The following is a 19,680-nucleotide window of genomic DNA, read 5'->3' as shown; positions in this document are numbered from 1 at the left end:
AGATTTTTTGCGTATGAACGTATATTTCGCTATAAAACGGAAACACAGTATAACATTCAGGACATTGATACAGGAGGTGAAAAACAAATGAACAAATCAGACTTGATTACACACGTATCTGAAGCGACTGAATTGTCCAAGAAAGATGTAACGAAAGCGGTTGATGCCGTATTCGAAGCAATCTCTGAGGCTCTTCAAAGCGGAGATAAAGTACAATTGGTTGGTTTTGGGAACTTCGAAGTTCGCGAGCGCTCTGCACGTAAAGGACGCAACCCGCAAACAGGTGAAGAAATCGAAATTCCTGCGAGCAAAATTCCTGCATTCAAACCAGGTAAAGCGCTCAAAGACGGAATTAAATAAGATTTCTACATATTCCATATGTCGACAAAAAGACCGTGACTTGTTCACGGCCTTTTCTTTTGCCCTTTAACGATGATTCTTACGGTTCATTCGTATAAGGCGCAGGTTGACAAATGAAACAATCTTAATCATCATTAACGCTATCGAACTAAAGAAGGGGACATGCGTGATGGATCATCCAACCGGCAATGATTATATTGTAATTAAGGCAGAGGAAAATGGTGTCCAGGTGATCGGATTAACCCGAGGTCAGGATACACGTTTTCACCACACCGAGAAATTGGACAAGGGTGAAGTGATGTTTGCCCAATTTACCACCCATACTTCAGCTATTAAAATCCGGGGCAAAGCCACGCTGATTACCAAGCATGGACAGATTGAATCGGAGTAATGGACAGATTGAATACATTCAAATGAAGATTGCAGGCATAGCCTGCTTTTTTTCATTGTACAATGAGGTATGAGCCTTTACCGGACAGACTACACTAACAGGTAAAGGCAGGGAGGCGTATATGAAACCGCGGATGATTGTTACTGCTTCAATGCTGGCAACGGTTGCGGCGGTCTTTCTGCTTGTTGCGATACAAACCTTACATATGCGTACATGGGGCGGGGACAACGTACAGCCTGCCTCTGCATCACATCATCCAGTTCAGCTAACGAATGACAATCTGGTTGATGTGCTAAGCTCCATGCAACTATCAACTCCCATTGCAAGAGTGGAATGGAAGCAGTCCATTTTGAGACTGGACCTCAAAGTTAAAGGAACGGGTACAAGTTACACTGAAATCTATGAGAACATGGCAGCGGTGGCGGATCTTGGCTTTCGGAGTCTGGATAACGTGGATCAGGTGCTGCTGCGTGTGATGGCAGAAGATGAATGGATGCATAAACGACATCTGTTACTTGCTGCTGATATTCGGCGTGGAGAGTGGCCTCTGTATGCGATTGAAACATTACGGAACTGGAAAAGTGCGGCCTTTTCAGATGAATTGAAGGACTGGTTTCATTTGATGGAGACCGAACTGTGGAAGAAGCAATTCGAAATGACAAGTCAGGGGTAATAGAATAGCAGGATTCAGTGCGTGCCCGTTCAACATATGCTATAATATATAAGATTGTAGTGCAGAAAAGGTTTAACAATGTTAAGGCTCGGAGGCTGAGAATGAATTCATATCGCGTACCCCAACTAGCAAAGAAATATACGGATTACGACATGATTCGACAACATACGGAAATCCCATCATTTCCGGATAGCCGAGCACGTCTGTTGCAGGTATTTGTGGGCCGCACAGACGAAAAGGTGCATCAAGAGTTATATGCTCTTGCAACTTCGCTCGTTCAGTTGGCCATGGATACGCATGATCGAATCGATACCATTTCCGGTGAGCGGAAAGAGCAAGAGATGCGTTCACGTCAGTTGAATGTACTCGCCGGGGATTATTTAAGTAGCCGTTTTTATCAATTGCTTGCCCAAGCGGGCAGAATTGAAATGATTGGCAAACTCAGTGGTGCTGTATCCGGAGTGAACGCACGCAAGATGACGCTGTATGAACGGATGAAGAAGCTTCTCGTTTCGGCTGACGAATACTTGCGTGAAACGGTACAGCTGAGAATGCAGCTGTTTCTTTCATTTACAGGCATGATTCAACATAACGAAGAGTCTTTATGGAACAGCCTGTTGACCGAATTCAGCTCCTGCGAAACGATCGTGGAAGAACTGAAGCGGATGAATGACGCAAAACGATATCTTCACAGCTATGCATATTGGCACATATACGAGCATGGTAATGACGATGAGCGCAATGTGTTGCGTCAGTCTGAATTGGATGCACGTGCATGGAACGCTATGGTGCTGAAGCATAGGGTTGGCGAGGTTTTGCTGGACAAGCTTCGCGAGTGTACACACCGCATTCAACTGTTGTTGCAAGATGAGGAAGGGCGGATGGGCTTGCATGAGATACATGCAATTCTAGAGCCTTACTTGGCATATTTGCAGCCTTCACATGCGGCAGTAAGGGAAGATTGAGGGGGAGACAGACGAATGGGGAGCGGAGAGACCAAACCGAAAGAAGAATATGTCCATTCGGTTTTTCAGAGTATAGCCGGAAAATATGATGTCATGAATGATATCCTAAGTTTCCGGAGGCATAAGGCTTGGCGTAAATTCACCATGAAAAAGATGAATATGTCCAAAGGCGATACCGGTCTTGATTTGTGCTGCGGCACATGTGACTGGACGCTTGCTATGGCAGAGGCAAGTGAAACGGGGCACATGCACGGACTTGATTTCAGTAGCAACATGCTGGAGGTCGGCCAGACAAAGATCAATGCGGTGCAACGTCAAAAACAGATTACCCTGACACAGGGAAATGCCATGTTACTTCCTTTTGAAGACAACTCGTTTGATTATGTGACGATCGGGTTTGGGTTGCGTAATGTACCTGATCTCAGACAAGTGTTGTCTGAAATGAAACGTGTGGTCAAACCGGGCGGTATGGTTGTGTGCCTGGAATTGTCCAAGCCAACATGGCAGCCGTTCAAAGGCATTTATTATTTTTATTTTGAGAAGGTTTTACCGAATCTTGCCAAAGTGTTTGCTAAAAGTTTTGAGCAGTACAAATGGCTGCCGGACTCACTGGCCATTTTCCCGGGAAGGCAGGAACTGGCAGACATTTTTGCAGAAACTGGATTACAACAAGTGCAGGCCTACCCTCTGACCGGAGGTATCGCGGCACTGCATATTGGAACCAAGGAGAATCAGCATGTTTAGGAAAATTCGCATCTTTTTAGAAATGATCAAGATTGAACACACGCTTTTTGCTTTACCTTTTGCATTTATGGGGGCGATCCTCGGCTCCATGGTAGTGAATGATACCTTCCCAAGCTGGATGCAGATCATGTGGGTATTGCTTGCTATGATCGGTGCACGTAGTGCGGCTTTTGGTTTGAACCGAATTATTGACCAAGCGATTGATAGCAAAAACCCGCGTACCGCGATGAGAGCCATCCCGGCAGGACTGTTGAAAAATGGGGAAGTTGTTATATTTGTCATTATCTCATTTATATTGTTATTCTGGGCCTCATCCAATCTTAATGTATTATCGATGCAGCTGTTACCTATTGCTGTGTTTATGTTGGTACTGTATTCGTACACCAAACGATTCACATGGTTATGTCACGTTGTTCTCGGAATGACGATTGGTTTGGCACCACTTGGTGGCTGGGTAGCTGTAACAGGAACGATGGATTGGACAGCGATTGTGCTGTACGTTACGATTGTGTTCTGGACAGCGGGCTTTGATATTATCTATGCATGTCAGGATCTGGAATTTGATCAGGGTGAGGGTCTTCACTCCATACCTTCTCGTTTTGGCCTGGTTAAATCCTTGCAGATCGCCAAGTTCTTCCATGTGATTACTGCAATTGGTTTTCTTGCGTTATTGTTGATGACAGATCTGAGCTGGTGGTATGGCGCAGGCATGTTGGTGACGTATGGAATTCTATTCTATCAACACTATATTGTATCGCCTAATGATATGAGCCGTGTTCAAACGGCGTTTTTTACCATGAACAGTTTGCTTAGTTTAATTGTATTTACGTTCACTCTGATTGATCTGGCGGTGAAATAAATGGTGCAGCAGCCGGACAATAAACGACTGGTTGTCGGAATTACCGGAGCGAGTGGCAGCATATATGGCATTCGATTAATTGAAACGCTGCTTGATTTGGAATATAACGTTCATCTGGTCATATCCAATGCAGGGTGGCGTGTACTGAAAGAAGAATTGGACTGGGATGTGACGAATCGGGACGCGATGCTGGAAGAAAAATTCGGCAACCGTGCCGGTTCTCTGATCTATCATCCTGTGAGTGATATAGGGGCCTCCATTGCAAGTGGTTCTTATCTGGCCGACGGCATGATTATCATGCCATGTTCGATGGGAACTCTTTCGTCCATCGCGCAGGGATCGTCGGATAATCTGATGTCTCGCGCAGCCGATGTTATGATGAAAGAGGGAAGAACATTGATCCTCGTACCACGTGAGACGCCTCTTCATGCAATCCATCTGGAGAACATGCTGAAGCTTTCTCGTCTTGGTGTACGAATGATACCGGCTATGCCTGCTTTTTATTACAAACCTCAGACTATGGATGAGTTGATTCTGTTTTTGGTGGGGAAAGTGCTGGATAGCTTGCGCATCCCACATCAACTGTTTACAAGATGGGGAGAACCGGATGAACGGGGATAACGACTGAGTTCGATACAAGGCTGTTTTTTGCCAAAGTGTTGCTCGGTTTATTTGTCCCCCGAATCCCGGGGTATTGGTGAGCACTGATGGTGAGTCTTCATGAACCACAGTCTTGACCCATGCTCCGGCAACTTCTGTATTTTGTTTCAGAACAAGTCGCAGAGTTTAATTTTCGGGTGTCGGCTATGACATTCGGAGAAGAAAAACACGTTAGATTACCTTATAGAACAACACAAGCAAGAACGGTAAGCCGGGTTTTTCGTAATGCCTGCAGGCCCGACTTGCTGGAGGGGAAGGTAAGCATGAATTTATGGACTGACAATACGCTGATACGGGTGAACGAATGAAACTATTGGATATTTTCGGGTTGTTAAAAAAGGACATGGATTACATTGAGAAAGAATTGTATCGCAGTGTTCGAGGAGAACAGAAGCTGCTGAGTGAAACGTCACTTCATTTGCTCAAAGCAGGAGGAAAACGGTTGCGGCCCGTTTTTGTGTTACTTGGTGGGAAATTTGGTACATACGACATTGAACGTCTGAAGCTGGTTGCGGTTCCGCTGGAACTCATTCATTCGGCATCCCTCGTTCATGATGATGTCATTGATAATGCGGAGACACGCCGAGGCAAACCTACGGTGAAGTCAAAATGGGATAATCGGATTGCCATGTACACTGGAGACTATATCTATGGTAAGGCACTTGAAATGACTGCCGGATTATCCGATCCAGCGATTCATCGTATCCTTGCCAAAGCTATGGTACAGATGTCCATTGGTGAGATGGAGCAAATTCGCGACTTTTTCAATACGGGACAAAGTGTTCGTAACTATCTGCTGCGGATTCGCCGCAAAACAGCACTTCTGATTGCGGTTAGCTGTCAGTTAGGAGCATTGGCTACACGTGCGCCTGAGCATGTATCTTCCCTGCTGTATACGTACGGATACAATGTGGGGATGGCTTTCCAGATTCAAGATGATGTGCTTGATCTGGTAGGTACTGAGAAACAACTTGGCAAGCCACCTGGCAGTGACATGAAGCAAGGAAATATCACTCTTCCTGTACTTTATGCCTTGGAAGAATCCGATCTGCGGGAACCTTTGCTTAAGGAGATTTCCCGTGTCCAGCATGAAGAAGGACGGGCAAGTGCATCGGATGCAATTGGAATGATTCGCCAAAGTCAAGGAATTGCTAAAGCAGAAGCCCTTGCTGACCGATATATGAAGAAAGCGCTCGATGCTCTCGATCAGCTACCTAACATCAAGACGACCAAAAACCTGCGTGATATCGCTCATTTTGTGGTTAAACGTACGCATTAAACAATGTAAGACCTTCGACTCTCAGATTACTCATACCCAAAGTTGAACAGAACTGTGAGATTCCTCATTGGGAGGATTTGGACATGTATGTTACAATCAGAGGGATTGCGTTTACATAGTGATTAACTTTGAACCGTGAGTGAGGAGTGAGCTGATGGATCGTACATTTTTGATGGTGAAGCCGGATGGTGTGCAGCGTGGATTGATCGGTCGAATTATTAGCCGTCTGGAAGACAAAGGATTTAAGTTGGTGGCAGGCAAATTGGTGCAGATGTCTGAGGATCAGGCAAAACGCCATTATGCTGAACATGAGGGTAAACCATTTTTCGATGATCTGGTTCGTTTTATCACATCTGGGCCTGTATTTGCCATGGTGTGGGAAGGCGACGATATTGTGGCGCTTGCGCGCATCGTCATCGGAAAAACCAATGTGAAGGAAGCAGCTCCGGGTACCATTCGCGGAGACTTCGCCAGCCACACACCACATAATCTGATTCATGGGGCAGATTCACCGGAAAGTGCTTCCCGTGAAGCAGCAAATTTCTTTGCTTCAGATGAACTGGTGGTATACGACAAGAGCATCGCAGCCTGGTTGTAATTATTAGCCAAAAGGGTGATACACGATGCTGGAGCAAGAACAACTACTAGACCCGGATTACACCGGATTCATTCGTAAAATCAAAGAGAGCACAGGCATTGATCTTGCTCAATACAAGGAAGGCCAGATGAAAAGAAGGCTGACCACACTTCGCAACAAAAACGGGTTTCATACATTTTCTAACTTTTTTGAAGCTATGCAGAAAGATAAATCATTGTTTTACGAATTCCTTGATCGTATGACGATTAACGTGTCGGAATTCTGGCGTAATCCCAATCGTTGGGAAGTGCTGCGGGACGAGATCCTGCCTGAGCTGCTGGGGTCCAAGCGTCGTGCTAAAGTTTGGAGTGCGGCCTGTTCAACAGGTGAAGAACCTTATACACTTGCCATGATTCTGGACACGATGGGCATTTTGAAGGACAGCTCCATTACGGCAAGTGATCTGGATGAAGGTGCATTGGCCAAAGCCAAGGAAGGGCGTTATATGGAACGCTCGCTTAAGGATGTGCCAAAGGAAACGGCGAACCGTTACTTCAAGCAGGATGGCTTGGTATACCGTATTGATGAGCAACTCAAAAATTCGATCAAGTTCATGAAACAAAATTTGCTGGTGGACCGTTTTGACGATGGGTACGATCTGATTGTGTGCCGAAATGTCATGATCTATTTTACCGAGGAAGCCAAAAACCTGTTGTATCACAAATTTGCAGCAAGTTTGCGTCCAGGCGGTATTTTGTTTGTGGGCAGTACGGAGCAGATCTTCTCCCCGGGACAATATGGTCTGGAGACAGCAGAGACATTCTTCTATCGGAAAAAATAATGATAATGGTTGTTCAGCCGTCTGAAGCACATGTACATGTGTTCAGGCGGTTATTTGTATACCAAGTACAAGAAAGAGCCGACTTTCTTGTCAAAGCCGGTCAGCTATACTATAATAAGCAAAGAAATTATGGGATTTTAGCAATGTGAAGTTTAACAGTTTAAAGGGGGAACGTATTATGAGTTTACGCTATTTAACCGCAGGGGAGACGCACGGACCCCAATTGACCGCTATTATTGAAGGATTGCCAAGTAATTTGACGATTGATTTTGAAGAGCTGAATTTCCAGCTTCACCGCCGCCAAAAGGGATATGGCCGTGGACGCCGGATGCAGATTGAGAAGGATCAGGCGAATTTCGTTGGTGGTATCCGTCACGGATATACAACAGGTGCTCCGGTAGCGCTGGTTGTTCAAAATAACGACTGGAAACATTGGCAGAATATTATGAATATTGAGCCGATTGAAGGCAGTGACGAAGAGAAACGTCGCGTTCATCGTCCACGTCCCGGACACGCTGATCTGAACGGTGGACTCAAGTATAATCTCAAAGACTTGCGTAACGTACTGGAGCGCTCCAGTGCACGTGAGACAACGGTACGTGTGGCATGCGGTGCCATTGCACGTCAATTCCTGGCTGAATTCGGAATCAAGGTAGCTGGACGTGTACTTCGCATTGGAGAGATCGAAGCTCCATATCAGGACCTTCCGATTGATGAACTGATCGCAGTGACAGAAGCTTCCTCTGTACGTGTTACGGATGCTGAGACAGAGAAGAAGATGGAAGCCTACATTGACCAGATTAAACAAGAAGGCGATTCCATCGGAGGAATAGTGGAATGTATCGTTGAAGGTGTACCTATTGGTCTTGGTAGTTATGTTCAATACGATCGCAAACTGGATGCACGAATCGCTCAAGGCGTAATGTCCATTAATGCATTCAAAGGTGTAGAGATTGGTATCGGATTCGAAGCCGGAGTCATTCGAGGATCACAGGTGCATGATGAAATCATGCATACGGATGAACGCGGCTACCACCGGGCAACCAACCGTCTGGGTGGATTCGAAGGTGGTATGACAAACGGTATGCCAGTCGTTGTACGTGGTGTGATGAAGCCGATCCCAACGTTGTATAAGCCACTGCAAAGTGTCGATATCGATACAAAAGAAGCATTTACGGCTCAGGTTGAGCGCTCGGACGCTTGTGCTGTACCAGCAGCGAGTGTGGTTATGGAACATGTTGTAGCGTGGGAAATTGCCAAAGCATTCCTGGAGAAATTCGGCGGGGATTCCATGGAAGAGATCCGTGCTAATGTTGCTAGTTATAACGCTCAACTGGAGAATTACTAATATGCGTCAGCTGACGGTACAGTTGGAGGAACGCTCATATCCGATTCTGATTGGCAGCGGTCTATTGGCACAAGCCCCTCAATATTTTGAGCAATATGGGTTGACCAAAAAAAGTCCGTTACTCATCATTACAGATGAAAATGTGGCTCCCAAATACTTGTCAGGTTTGGAGCAAACGCTGCGTACGGCTGGTTATACAGTCGTATCGGCGGTTGTACCCTCTGGTGAAACATCGAAATCCCTTTCGGTGTACCAGGATATGATGACCGTTGCGATCGAAGGCAAACTGGATCGGAGTTCTGCGATTCTGGCCTTAGGTGGTGGTGTCGTAGGTGATCTGGCTGGTTTTGTTGCCGCTACATATATGCGTGGAATCAAGTTTGTTCAAGTACCTACAACGATTTTGGCGCATGACAGCAGTGTAGGTGGCAAGGTGGCTGTCAATCATCCGCTGGCCAAAAATATGATTGGTGCATTCCACCAGCCCGAGCTAGTGCTCTATGATGTGGACACACTTCAATCCTTGCCGCCACGAGATGTATCGGCAGGGTTGTCAGAGATGCTGAAGCACGGGCTGATCCGTGATGAGGCTTTTGCACATTGGTGTGAGGAACATGCGGAAGAACTGCTTGCGCTTAATCCGGAAGCACTTGGATACGGCTTGGAACGTGGATGTGGCATTAAGGCGGAGATTGTATCCAGAGACGAACGTGAAAATGGAGAACGTGCGTTGTTGAACCTGGGACATACGATTGGTCATGCCATTGAAGCGATCGCCGGTTATGGAGAATTTCTGCACGGAGAAGCGATCTCGATCGGTATGGCTGGATCAGCATTGCTTGGTGAGAAGCTTGGTGCGCCAGCAGGGCTCTATGAAGATACGGTCCGCATGTTGCGTTCACTTCGCCTTCCAACAACGATGCCTGCGCATCTCGACACGGATGCATTAATGGAAGCGATGATGCATGACAAAAAGTTCCGTGAAGGTCATATGGTGTTTATCATTCCTGATCGGATTGGGGCTGCAAGAATTGTGAAGGACGTACCTGTGTCGGCAGTTCGGGACGTCATTGAAATGCTCAGGAAGGGAGAATAACAGCGATGGTCACACGGGGAATTCGCGGGGCTACAACAGTCACGCAGAACAACGAAGAACAGATTTTGAAGGAAACGGCAGTATTGTTGCAGGAGATCGTGGATCGCAATGAGATCCAACCGGAAGATATCTGCAGTGTGTGGATTACGTTAACTGGGGATCTGGATGCTGCTTTCCCGGCAAAAGCTATTCGCCAACTGGATGGCTGGGAACTCGTACCACTAATGTGTGCACTGGAGGTTCCTGTTAACGGTGCCTTGGCGCAGTGCATTCGTTTCATGGTGCATGTCAATACAAACAAAGATCAGAATGAAATCAACCATGTGTATCTGAACGGTGCACAGGCATTACGTCCGGATTTGGCAACACCTTCTGATTCTTAAGTAGTGGGTTGTCAAACCGATCATAATGATGTATAGTGAGAACCAGTTGAGTAGAGTAGAGATTGAGCTGAGAGCAGCTGAGCTAGTGGAGTATATAGCAGAGTCCAGTGGGTGGTAACCGGGGCAACAGAAACCGGTCAACTGATTCACGGTACGTCGTGCTACGGAATAGGTAACAGGAACAGGGAAAACAAACGTGTCATAGGACATCTTTTGTTTTGATATATTTTGGTACAAACACAATCAATGCACTCTCCTATATTTTACGTAATATTGGAATGAGTAGTTGAAGTGTTATAACTAATTTATTTTCCCGATTTGGATGATGTGAGATGCATCAATTCAGCGACCTGTGAATAATCCGACAGCGAAGTATAGGGACTTGTTATTTATGAAGCATCACCCTGTTAAATACAGCTTATAACCAAACCTCTACCTGATGGTAGAGGTTTTTTTGTACATTGAATTGTTTCTTCTCCCCCTATAAGTTCAACTAAACTTTTACACAAAAACGAAGAGGACAGAAATAACGTGAAGAAGCGGAGCGTTCGCCTAAAAGCTTTCTGAAAGAAAGCTACATCGGAAGCATACGCTATCACCGGATTTTCCCCTTAGAAAGGGAATCAAAAAAATCTGGGGATAACAGCGATCGGAAGGTTGTTCTGTCATCGGAGTGCTCAGTGTAAACCTCTTTAGTTGAACTTACCTAAATCTGAAAGGACGTGATCTGATGATAACGCCAAACGTTAATCAAGTACTGAAAATGTCGAATGAGTATAATCTGATTCCGGTAGTCAAACGGATTCTGGCAGATATGGAGACTCCGATTCGAATATTCCGCCGTTATGCTGACAACGACCGGGCATTCCTGTTGGAAAGTGTAGAGGGGGGTATCCAATGGGCGAGATACTCGTTCATCGGTACAGATCCGTTCCTGATGATTTCGGCCAAGAAAGGCCGGATTGTTGTAGAAGAAGCAGGGAAGACTCGTGAATTGCCAGGCAAACCGATCGAAGAACTGAAAGCACTGCTGCGTAAGTATCGCAGTCCAAAAGATGATGAACTGCCACCATTCACAGGTGGGGCAATTGGTTTCTTCGGATATGATCTGCTGTCCTATTATGAGAAACTTCCAGCTCACGCGCTGGATGACCTGAATATGGATGACATTCGCTTTATGTTCTGTGACCAGATTATCGTGTTTGACCATGTGAAGCAGCAGATGCTGCTCGTTGGTAATGTACACGTCAAGGACGGTGCAACGGATGACGAGATACGTCAAGCGTATGCAGTGACTTCGGAGAAGCTGGAGCAGGCCGCAGAACGTTTGCAGCAGCAAGGACCAGGAGAGAACCTGAATCCGCGTTCCATTCCGGGAGATGTGGAACTGGGGGATATTCGCTCCAACCTCACGAAGGAGCAATTTATCGGTAATGTAGAGCAAGCCAAAGATTACATTCGCGCAGGTGATATTTTTCAAGTGGTATTATCCCAGCGTTTCCACATTGATACGGAAGTTTCTCCGCTTCACGTGTATCGTGTGCTTCGGACCCTGAATCCATCACCTTATATGTACTACCTCAAAATGGATGATGAGATTATCGTGGGTACTTCGCCAGAAGCGCTGGTCAAGGTGGACGGGAATCGTGTGGAGACACGACCGATTGCAGGTACACGTCCAAGGGGGGCAACAGAAGCGGAAGATCGTGCACTCGCTGCTGATCTGCTCCAGGATGAGAAGGAACGCGCGGAGCATCTGATGCTGGTTGATCTGGGTCGTAACGATCTGGGCCGGGTATCCAGCTTCGGCAGTGTGAAGTGTGACATGTTCATGGAGATTGAACGGTATTCTCACGTTATGCACATGGTATCCAACGTTACGGGCGAGCTTAGAGAAGACAAGGATTTCTTCGATGCGTTTCTCTCATGCTTGCCAGCGGGTACTGTATCCGGAGCACCGAAACTGCGTGCAATGGAGATTATCGCGGAACTGGAGAAAGAGGCACGTGGAGCTTATGCAGGAGCAATCGGATACCTTGGTTTCTCGGGTAACATGGACTCATGTATTACGATTCGTACGATTATTTTTAAAAAAGGAAAAGCATATGTACAGGCCGGAGCGGGAATCGTATGGGATTCTGTGCCTGAGAATGAATATGAGGAAACGGTTAACAAAGCTAAAGCATTGCTCAAGGCGATTCGAACAGCAGAAGCAATGTTTCCCGCCAAAGAAAAGGACAGCACGTTGAGACTGGCGAATGCAGACTACTTTGTCACACCAGCGGCCGCTAAGAACTGAGAGAGGAGAGACCGGAGATGAACATAAACCCAATAATGAATGAGAACCCTGTAACCCCTATTGCTGAGATTACTCGTGAGGAAGGCATGAAAAATGGCCTGGCGAAGATTCTAGAGGGCAGCCATCTGGAGCAAGCCGAAGCAAGAGATTTGATGTACTCGATCATGAGAGGTGAGGCAACGCCGGCTCAAATCGGAGGTTTGCTGATGGCGCTACGGATGAAGGGTGAAACGGTAGATGAGATCACCGGTTTTGCTGAAGCCATGCGTGGTCAGGGCGGACGAATTCTAACGGATGGCAGCGGCTTGCTGGACACTTGTGGAACAGGTGGATCGGGTATTCACAAATTCAACATTTCCACAGCATCCGCGATCATTGCTTCGGCCGTCTCGGTTCGGGTCGCCAAACATGGCAACCGTTCAGCTTCAGGCAAAGCGGGTAGTGCAGATGTATTAGAGGCACTCGGTGTAAATATCCATCTGAACGGTGAGCAGGCCAGACAATGTCTGGATGATATCGGAATCTGCTTCTGTTTTGCCCAGGTATATCACCCTTCCATGCGACATGCGGCAGGACCAAGAAAAGAGCTGGGTGTTCGTACCATTTTCAATATGCTCGGACCATTAACCAATCCTGCGGGAGCAGATCGCCAATTGCTTGGCCTGTATGATCGTTCCCGGACGCCGATGATTGCTGAAGTACTGAATCGTCTTGGTCTCAAAAGAGCGTTGGTCGTGGCCAGCCATGATGGTCTGGATGAAATCAGTATCTCGGCACCGACTCAGGTATCTGAACTTCGCAATGGTGAAGTGCACACCTATGATATTGATCCACGTGATATGGGTTTGTCTCTACATCCGCTTGAAGCGGTACTTGGAGGAGATGCGGCACAGAATGCCGAAATTATTAAGAGGATCTTCCAGGGTGAGCAGAGTGCCTATCGTGATGTCGTTCTGTTGAACGCCGGAGCGTGCATCTATGTATCCGGTCTTGCAGATAGCATTGCTGAAGGGGTGACACTTGCCGCAGAAGCGGTAGATTCGGGCAAAGCTGCCGGGAAGCTTGAACAGTTAATTCATACAACGGAGGCGTACAGTCATGTATCTTGATCGAATCGTTGCAACCAAACATAAAGAAGTTGAAGTTCTTGCACAGACATTTCGCATGGATGAAGCTATCCAAAAAATCGAACAACTACCCGCAACCCGGGGGTTTGAACAAGCACTATCGAGCGGACGCAATCGCAAACTCGGCCTTATTGCTGAAGTGAAGAAGGCTTCGCCATCCAAAGGGTTAATTCGTCCGGATTTTCATCCGGTAGAGATTGCTGCTGCTTATGAGCGAGCGGGTGCAGACTGCATCTCCGTATTAACAGATGTGTCGTATTTTCAAGGGAGCAATGAGTACTTGCAGGCGATTCATCAAGCGGTGAACATTCCGCTATTGCGCAAGGATTTTATTATAGATGAACGACAGATTGCCGAGGCAAGATTGCTGGGTGCGGACGCGGTATTGCTGATTGCCAGTATTCTGACACCTGAACAGATTCGTCAATATCTGGAATTTGCCAAAAGTTTGGGGCTGGACGCTTTGATTGAAGTTCATGATCGAACAGAACTGGAGCAGGTATTGGAGATTCCGCAGGCAACACTAGTGGGCATCAACAATCGTAATTTGAAAACATTCGAAACCAGTCTGAACACGACACTGGATTTGATGGAATTGATTCCAAACGGCGTTACCTTGATTAGCGAAAGTGGTATTGACGGACCAGAATCAACAGTCCCTCTGATTCAGGCCGGTGTTCATGGTATTCTCGTAGGTGAGCATCTCATGCGCAAGGATGATGTCGAGGCGGCTGTATATGATCTGATGGGACCCAAATGATGAATACTTCCTTACACGATGGCACAGGCGACAGTATGTCAGAACTGAGAAACCCGCTGCCAGCGGCCGTAAAAATATGTGGACTTCAGGACGTTGAAGTGCTAAAATCGATGATAAACTTGCCTGTGGATTACATTGGTGTTGTTTTTGCCAAATCACGCCGCCGAATCGAACCCGAGCAGGCTGCTGCATTAAGAACGGTGTTGTTCGAATGGTCTACCTATGATCGGCCGAAGCTTGCGGGTGTATTTGTGAATCCTACGCTCAAAGAACTGGAACACATTATGGACATTGCTCAGCTGGATGTTATTCAACTGCATGGACAGGAGACTGCGGAATTTTGCCAGCAGGTGAAGCAGCGGTGGAATGCCGCAGTGTTCAAAGTTTTTTCTCTTCCCAAAGATGAAACGGGACCGGAAGCTGATGATGCAGCCATAAGGGCTCTTGATACTTATGATAAATACGTGGATGCGATATTGCTTGATACCCATGATCCTCTATATGGAGGGGGCTCCGGGAAAACGTTTGCCTGGGAGCGAATCCCTGCCTATGCTGAATGGGCAAAAAGTCGCGAAATTGATCTGTTCGTTGCAGGAGGTTTGCAGCCGGACAATGTACAACAACTAATACAGACATATGCACCTTTCGGCGTCGATGTATCCAGCGGCGTGGAGACTGAAGGTGTGAAGGATATTGCCAAAATTACAGCATTCGTAGAAAGGGTGAAGCAGGCATGACACATCAATTGCCGGATCAACACGGGCGTTTCGGTCACTTCGGAGGCCGCTTTGTACCTGAGACACTAATGAACGCACTTATTGAGTTGGAGGAGGCATACAGCCACTTCTCTGAAGATGAGGAATTTAACAAGGAACTGAACTATCTGCTAAGCGAGTATTCTGGACGTGAAACGCCATTGTATCATGCAGAGCAATTGTCACGCCGATTGGGCGGACCGAAAATTTATCTGAAACGTGAAGATCTCAATCATACAGGCGCGCACAAAATTAATAACGCTATTGGACAAGGTTTGCTTGCCAAACGGATGGGCAAAAAGAAAGTTATTGCCGAAACGGGTGCAGGTCAACATGGCGTTGCGACCGCAACCGTAGCCGCATTGCTTGGACTGGAATGCAAAGTATTTATGGGCGAAGAAGATACAGAGCGTCAGCAGTTAAACGTATTTCGGATGAAGCTGCTCGGAGCAGAAGTAATTCCGGTGACGTCCGGAACACGGACACTGAAGGATGCTGGTAATGAAGCACTTCGCTACTGGGTCAGCAATGTGGAGGATACGTTCTATGTGCTCGGATCAGTGGTTGGTCCTCATCCATATCCGATGATGGTGCGGAATTTCCAACGTGTGATTGGTGATGAGACCCGTCGTCAGATTCAGGAGATCGAAGGGCGTTTGCCGGATGTAATTGTAGCCGCTGTTGGTGGAGGAAGTAATGCGATTGGTATGTTCTATCCATTTATCGGTGATCAGGATGTGAAGCTTGTTGGTGTTGAAGCCGCAGGCAAAGGGGTCGAAACCGAGTATCACGCTGCAACGATGACCAAAGGTACGCATGGTGTATTCCAGGGATCTATGAGTTACCTGTTGCAGGATGAGTATGGACAGGTTCAGCCAGCGCATTCCATCTCGGCCGGACTTGATTATCCGGGTGTTGGTCCGGAGCATTCCTATCTCAAGGATATTGAACGGGCAAAATATGTACCGATCACGGATCAGGAAGCACTGGATGCCCTGCAACTCCTATGTCGGACGGAGGGAATCATTCCTGCTCTGGAGTCTGCACATGCGGTAGCCCAAGTTGTCAAACTGGCGCCTGAACTTACAGCAAATGATATTGTAGTCATTTGTCTGTCGGGACGTGGAGACAAGGATGTTGAATCCATCATGAAATACACGGGAGGTGACTTGGGATGAATCTGATGGACCAGACCTTCCAGCAATTGAAGGAACAGAATCGTACGGCACTTATTCCATTCTTAACCGTGGGAGACCCGGATGTGGACACAACGATTGATATCATCAAGGAGCTTGAACAGGCTGGAGCGGATATTTTGGAACTGGGTGTTCCCTATTCCGATCCGCTTGCAGATGGCCCAGTCATTCAGCGCGCTTCCGAACGTGCGCTGAAAAGCCAGATTACTATTCGTACTGTGATGGAAACCGCTGCAAAAGCTCGTAAGGCAGGTGTGAAACTGCCGTTTGTACTGTTCACCTATTATAATCCGGTATTGCAGACAGGCCTGGATGTATTCTTTGATGAATTGGTCAAACACGATATTAGTGGCATGATCATTCCGGACCTGCCGATCGAGGAAGCGGAAGAGATGCGAGAACGCGCAAATCGTGCTGGTGTGCATCTGGTGCCGCTTGTTGCACCTACATCTAATGCCCGGATTGAGCGGATTGTAACGGGCGCGAGGGGCTTTATCTATTGTGTATCATCCCTTGGGGTAACCGGAGAGAGAGCTTCTTTCTTTGATGGCGTAGAGAGCTTTATTGAGACGGTGAAAAGTCTGACAGACCTCCCTGTAGCTGTAGGTTTTGGTATCTCCAGTCATGAGCAGGTAGCACATTTCTCCCGCATCTGCGATGGCGTTGTTGTAGGTAGTGCCATTGTTCGTCAGGTGGAAGATGCGATTCCTCTGCTTGAAAATCCGGATACGCGTGCAGCGGGACTGTTGCAAATTCGCAACTTTGTGGCACAATTAAAGGGATAGAGATGTCCTGAAAGGACATCTTTTGGACACGTAAGGTGCACGCTGATTCGTGTCTAACATTATTTCAATAACAGGAGGCGGTCGGGTTGAAACCGAAATCCCAGATTGTCAATCTGCCTGTGTACCAACCGGGCAAACCGATTGAAGAAGTGAAACGTGAACTGGGGCTTGAACAAGTCATCAAGCTGGCCTCCAACGAAAACCCGTACGGCAGTTCTCCTGCCGCTCTGGAAGCCATTACGAGAGAAATGACGAATATAAGCATATACCCAGATGGTAGCTCGGTTGAGCTGACGGGAGTTCTTGCCAAGCATCTTGGCGTTGAACGGAACAACTTAATATTTGGTTGTGGTTCCGATGAGATTATTGCTTTGATCACGAGAGCTTTCTTCTTGCCGGGTGACGAGACCATCATGGCAGATCAGACATTTTCTGTATATAAAAGCAATGCAGATATTGAGGGTGCCGTGTCCATCGAAGTGCCTCTCAAAGATGGCACGCATGATCTGAGCGCGATGCTCGCGCAAATTAACGACAAAACCAAAGCAGTATGGGTGTGTAATCCAAATAATCCGACAGGTACGATTATCTCCGAGCAGGAACTTACAGCCTTTATGGACCGTGTGCCTGCTCATGTGATGGTCATACTGGACGAAGCTTATTATGAATTCGTAACCGATGAAGCATACCCGCAAAGTATACCATTGATCGAACGGTATCCGAACTTGGTCATCCTGCGGACATTCTCCAAAATTTACGGTTTGGCTTCGCTTCGGATCGGATATGGTATTGCACGTCCCGAAATTATTGATTTGATTAACCGTGTACGTGAACCGTTTAACACTTCCCGTTTTGGACAGGTTGCGGCAAAAGCTGCACTACTGGATCAGGATTTTGTTCAAGAGTGCTCGAAGCGGAATGCAACGGATCGGGATTACCTGCAAAATGAATTTACACGGCTCGGATTGTCGTATTTCCCTTCACAGGGTAATTTCATTATGGTTGACCTGAATATGCCTTCGGCAAATGCGTTCCAATCCTTGCTCAAACAAGGCATTATCGTTCGCTCAGGATTCCACGTATACCCAACTTACATTCGTGTGTCCGTCGGAACATCAGAACAGAACCGTGCATTTGTCACGGCACTGGAGAACACGCTGGCTGAGAAGGCGGTAGCACGCCCTTAATACTGGCGATGAAAGAGTGAGGACCCATGAAACTAAAAATTGCAATGATTGGTGTAGGACTCATCGGCGGTTCACTGTCGCTCTGCTTCAAAGGCAAGCCAGGTGTAACCGTGATGGGCTACGCCCACTTGGATGAACTGAAGGACAAGTACATAGCGAGCGGTGTAGTGGATGATGCTACGCTCTCTCTGGAAGAAGCGGTAGAGGATGCCGACTTTATTTTTTTGTGCGTTCCCGTAGGTTTGCTAGAATCCTATTTCGAAAAGCTCTCCAAGCTGCCATTGAAAAAAGGATGTATCATCACGGACGTAGGAAGCACTAAAGCTTCCATTGCCGCTTGTGCCGAGCATGTGCGGTTGACTGACGCTTATTTCATTGGTGGTCACCCTATGGCGGGGTCGGAGCGTGCAGGCGTAGATGCGGCCTCAGCCGTGTTATTTGAGAATGCATACTATGTCTTAACCCCTTCAGAACATGTACCTGAGGAAGCCTACAGCAGGTTGTCTGAGCTGCTTGCGTATACGCGGGCTCAGATCGTGCGTGTGGAGCCTCTGCTGCACGATGACATCGTGGGGGCGATTAGTCATCTGCCCCATGTTATTGCTGTTGCGTTGGTGAATCAGGTGCGTGAATATAATGAGTCGAATCCACTGTATAAAATGCTGGCTGCAGGTGGTTTCCGGGATATTACCCGGATTGCGTCTAGTGACGCGATTGTGTGGAGAGATATCTTGCTTAGCAACCGTGATGTACTGCTGGGCTTGCTTAAGGACTGGAATAGCCAGATGACGGCCTTTACGGATATGCTGGAGCATAAGAACGGTGAAGGCATAGAGGAGGCATTCCGTCAGGCCCGCGAGTTCCGCAGTATATTACCAGAACGACGCAAAGGCATGATTTCGCCGTTATTTGATCTATATACTGATGTCCAGGATGCACCGGGTATGATCGGTAAGATCGCAACTGAGCTTGGGGCGAATGACATCAACTTGAGCAACTTGGAGATTATCGAAAACCGGGTGGATGTGCCGGGCATTATGCGTCTGTCTTTCCGTCAGGAAGAAGATATGGAACGAGCCAAGACGTTATTGGATTCCTTAGGCTATCAAGTGTGGATATAAGACGAGAAAGAGGGCGAAAGCCCTCTTTTTTGTGAGGTTATATTGGAGTTGTTATGTGATTTTCAGTCACAGAAAAAAAGGATGTATTATCCTGATTTACCGAAAGATATAATTAATTCAAACAATTTTACTGAAAGTGTTGACAAAATGAAAACGTATACATATAATAAGGGTACAGTATGGTTTCTCTCCACTCCTATCCAATAACTGTATTGCTCCACGTGAGCAATGGCCGCTTATGTAAGCGGTCTTTTTTTTGTCTTAAAAAGTTATG

General features: G+C 47.0%; 21 protein-coding genes. All 21 read left to right on the top strand.

Features of this window, described 5'->3' with window-relative positions; all coding sequences use genetic code 11:
• Nucleotides 1-87: 87 nt before the first annotated feature.
• On the top strand, nt 88-360 hold the full coding sequence (locus tag MHH25_RS19155; RefSeq protein ID WP_024630670.1) for an HU family DNA-binding protein: 273 nt from the start codon (nt 88-90) through the stop codon (nt 358-360).
• Between the two features lie 169 nt (nt 361-529).
• A complete protein-coding gene (gene mtrB, locus MHH25_RS19150) occupies nt 530-751 on the top strand; it encodes a trp RNA-binding attenuation protein MtrB (protein WP_017687697.1) in 222 nt (73 codons plus the stop codon).
• A gap of 121 nt (nt 752-872) precedes the next feature.
• On the top strand, nt 873-1,424 hold the full coding sequence (locus MHH25_RS19145; protein ID WP_017687698.1) for a hypothetical protein: 552 nt from the start codon (nt 873-875) through the stop codon (nt 1,422-1,424).
• Nucleotides 1,425-1,525: 101 nt separating this feature from the next.
• On the top strand, nt 1,526-2,389 hold the full coding sequence (locus MHH25_RS19140) for a heptaprenyl diphosphate synthase component 1 (protein ID WP_339194345.1): 864 nt from the start codon (nt 1,526-1,528) through the stop codon (nt 2,387-2,389).
• A gap of 15 nt (nt 2,390-2,404) precedes the next feature.
• Complete coding sequence (locus MHH25_RS19135; protein WP_340017821.1) at nt 2,405-3,133, top strand: demethylmenaquinone methyltransferase; 729 nt, start codon at nt 2,405-2,407, stop codon at nt 3,131-3,133.
• Nucleotides 3,126-3,992 (top strand): UbiA-like polyprenyltransferase, encoded by an 867-nt coding sequence (locus MHH25_RS19130; protein ID WP_100527226.1) that lies wholly within the window; start codon nt 3,126-3,128, stop codon nt 3,990-3,992. Before MHH25_RS19135 ends, MHH25_RS19130 begins: the two co-directional genes overlap by 8 nt.
• Nucleotides 3,993-4,613, top strand: a complete 621-nt coding sequence (locus MHH25_RS19125; RefSeq protein ID WP_076328306.1) for a flavin prenyltransferase UbiX — start codon at nt 3,993-3,995, stop codon at nt 4,611-4,613.
• Nucleotides 4,614-4,956: 343 nt separating this feature from the next.
• A complete protein-coding gene (locus MHH25_RS19120) occupies nt 4,957-5,931 on the top strand; it encodes a polyprenyl synthetase family protein (RefSeq protein ID WP_017687703.1) in 975 nt (324 codons plus the stop codon).
• A gap of 154 nt (nt 5,932-6,085) precedes the next feature.
• Entirely contained in the window at nt 6,086-6,529 is a 444-nt protein-coding gene (ndk, locus tag MHH25_RS19115; RefSeq protein ID WP_017687704.1) for a nucleoside-diphosphate kinase, read from the top strand.
• A 25-nt stretch (nt 6,530-6,554) separates the two neighbouring features.
• Complete coding sequence (locus MHH25_RS19110; RefSeq protein WP_047843560.1) at nt 6,555-7,349, top strand: protein-glutamate O-methyltransferase CheR; 795 nt, start codon at nt 6,555-6,557, stop codon at nt 7,347-7,349.
• A gap of 178 nt (nt 7,350-7,527) precedes the next feature.
• Nucleotides 7,528-8,697, top strand: a complete 1,170-nt coding sequence (aroC, locus tag MHH25_RS19105) for a chorismate synthase (RefSeq protein WP_017687707.1) — start codon at nt 7,528-7,530, stop codon at nt 8,695-8,697.
• 1 nt (nt 8,698) lies between these two features.
• Nucleotides 8,699-9,793 carry a 3-dehydroquinate synthase gene (gene aroB / locus MHH25_RS19100; RefSeq protein ID WP_036607679.1) on the top strand — a complete coding sequence of 365 codons (1,095 nt, stop codon included), beginning with the start codon at nt 8,699-8,701 and terminating at the stop codon, nt 9,791-9,793.
• Nucleotides 9,794-9,798: 5 nt separating this feature from the next.
• Entirely contained in the window at nt 9,799-10,176 is a 378-nt protein-coding gene (gene aroH / locus MHH25_RS19095; protein WP_340017820.1) for a chorismate mutase, read from the top strand.
• A 730-nt stretch (nt 10,177-10,906) separates the two neighbouring features.
• On the top strand, nt 10,907-12,475 hold the full coding sequence (trpE, locus tag MHH25_RS19090; protein ID WP_036607674.1) for an anthranilate synthase component I: 1,569 nt from the start codon (nt 10,907-10,909) through the stop codon (nt 12,473-12,475).
• 68 nt (nt 12,476-12,543) lie between these two features.
• Nucleotides 12,544-13,584, top strand: coding sequence for an anthranilate phosphoribosyltransferase (gene trpD, locus MHH25_RS19085; RefSeq protein WP_091034830.1), 1,041 nt, complete (start codon nt 12,544-12,546; stop codon nt 13,582-13,584).
• Nucleotides 13,574-14,362: an indole-3-glycerol phosphate synthase TrpC gene (gene trpC, locus MHH25_RS19080; protein ID WP_340017819.1), complete on the top strand. Its 789-nt coding sequence runs from the start codon at nt 13,574-13,576 to the stop codon at nt 14,360-14,362. Before trpD ends, trpC begins: the two co-directional genes overlap by 11 nt.
• Before the next feature lie 35 nt (nt 14,363-14,397).
• Nucleotides 14,398-15,099, top strand: coding sequence for a phosphoribosylanthranilate isomerase (locus MHH25_RS19075; protein WP_340020524.1), 702 nt, complete (start codon nt 14,398-14,400; stop codon nt 15,097-15,099).
• Nucleotides 15,096-16,295, top strand: a complete 1,200-nt coding sequence (gene trpB, locus MHH25_RS19070; RefSeq protein ID WP_047843556.1) for a tryptophan synthase subunit beta — start codon at nt 15,096-15,098, stop codon at nt 16,293-16,295. Before MHH25_RS19075 ends, trpB begins: the two co-directional genes overlap by 4 nt.
• Entirely contained in the window at nt 16,292-17,098 is an 807-nt protein-coding gene (gene trpA, locus MHH25_RS19065) for a tryptophan synthase subunit alpha (RefSeq protein WP_076250004.1), read from the top strand. Before trpB ends, trpA begins: the two co-directional genes overlap by 4 nt.
• Before the next feature lie 86 nt (nt 17,099-17,184).
• A complete protein-coding gene (hisC, locus tag MHH25_RS19060; protein ID WP_237174708.1) occupies nt 17,185-18,285 on the top strand; it encodes a histidinol-phosphate transaminase in 1,101 nt (366 codons plus the stop codon).
• 26 nt (nt 18,286-18,311) lie between these two features.
• Nucleotides 18,312-19,406, top strand: a complete 1,095-nt coding sequence (locus MHH25_RS19055; protein ID WP_076250006.1) for a prephenate dehydrogenase — start codon at nt 18,312-18,314, stop codon at nt 19,404-19,406.
• The last annotated feature ends 274 nt before the right edge of the window (nt 19,407-19,680 follow it).

It is taken from the genome of Paenibacillus sp. FSL H3-0457, from assembly GCF_037981725.1.
Classification (GTDB): domain Bacteria; phylum Bacillota; class Bacilli; order Paenibacillales; family Paenibacillaceae; genus Paenibacillus; species Paenibacillus amylolyticus.
Note: the sequence above shows the minus strand (reverse complement) of the source record. Positions and strands in the feature narration are given on the sequence as shown.

What these genes read in the sequence shown, in the direction of transcription:
- MHH25_RS19155 (WP_024630670.1), top strand. Translation starts at nt 88, where the DNA reads ATGAACAAATCAGACTTGATTACACACGTATCTGAAGCGACTGAATTG.
- MHH25_RS19135 (WP_340017821.1), top strand. Translation starts at nt 2,405, where the DNA reads ATGGGGAGCGGAGAGACCAAACCGAAAGAAGAATATGTCCATTCGGTT.
- MHH25_RS19140 (WP_339194345.1), top strand. Translation starts at nt 1,526, where the DNA reads ATGAATTCATATCGCGTACCCCAACTAGCAAAGAAATATACGGATTAC.
- MHH25_RS19110 (WP_047843560.1), top strand. Translation starts at nt 6,555, where the DNA reads ATGCTGGAGCAAGAACAACTACTAGACCCGGATTACACCGGATTCATT.
- ndk (WP_017687704.1), top strand. Translation starts at nt 6,086, where the DNA reads ATGGATCGTACATTTTTGATGGTGAAGCCGGATGGTGTGCAGCGTGGA.
- MHH25_RS19055 (WP_076250006.1), top strand. Translation starts at nt 18,312, where the DNA reads ATGAAACTAAAAATTGCAATGATTGGTGTAGGACTCATCGGCGGTTCA.
- MHH25_RS19125 (WP_076328306.1), top strand. Translation starts at nt 3,993, where the DNA reads ATGGTGCAGCAGCCGGACAATAAACGACTGGTTGTCGGAATTACCGGA.
- aroB (WP_036607679.1), top strand. Translation starts at nt 8,699, where the DNA reads ATGCGTCAGCTGACGGTACAGTTGGAGGAACGCTCATATCCGATTCTG.
- aroC (WP_017687707.1), top strand. Translation starts at nt 7,528, where the DNA reads ATGAGTTTACGCTATTTAACCGCAGGGGAGACGCACGGACCCCAATTG.
- MHH25_RS19130 (WP_100527226.1), top strand. Translation starts at nt 3,126, where the DNA reads ATGTTTAGGAAAATTCGCATCTTTTTAGAAATGATCAAGATTGAACAC.
- mtrB (WP_017687697.1), top strand. Translation starts at nt 530, where the DNA reads ATGGATCATCCAACCGGCAATGATTATATTGTAATTAAGGCAGAGGAA.
- trpE (WP_036607674.1), top strand. Translation starts at nt 10,907, where the DNA reads ATGATAACGCCAAACGTTAATCAAGTACTGAAAATGTCGAATGAGTAT.
- MHH25_RS19120 (WP_017687703.1), top strand. Translation starts at nt 4,957, where the DNA reads ATGAAACTATTGGATATTTTCGGGTTGTTAAAAAAGGACATGGATTAC.
- aroH (WP_340017820.1), top strand. Translation starts at nt 9,799, where the DNA reads ATGGTCACACGGGGAATTCGCGGGGCTACAACAGTCACGCAGAACAAC.
- trpB (WP_047843556.1), top strand. Translation starts at nt 15,096, where the DNA reads ATGACACATCAATTGCCGGATCAACACGGGCGTTTCGGTCACTTCGGA.
- MHH25_RS19075 (WP_340020524.1), top strand. Translation starts at nt 14,398, where the DNA reads ATGTCAGAACTGAGAAACCCGCTGCCAGCGGCCGTAAAAATATGTGGA.
- MHH25_RS19145 (WP_017687698.1), top strand. Translation starts at nt 873, where the DNA reads ATGAAACCGCGGATGATTGTTACTGCTTCAATGCTGGCAACGGTTGCG.
- trpA (WP_076250004.1), top strand. Translation starts at nt 16,292, where the DNA reads ATGAATCTGATGGACCAGACCTTCCAGCAATTGAAGGAACAGAATCGT.
- trpC (WP_340017819.1), top strand. Translation starts at nt 13,574, where the DNA reads ATGTATCTTGATCGAATCGTTGCAACCAAACATAAAGAAGTTGAAGTT.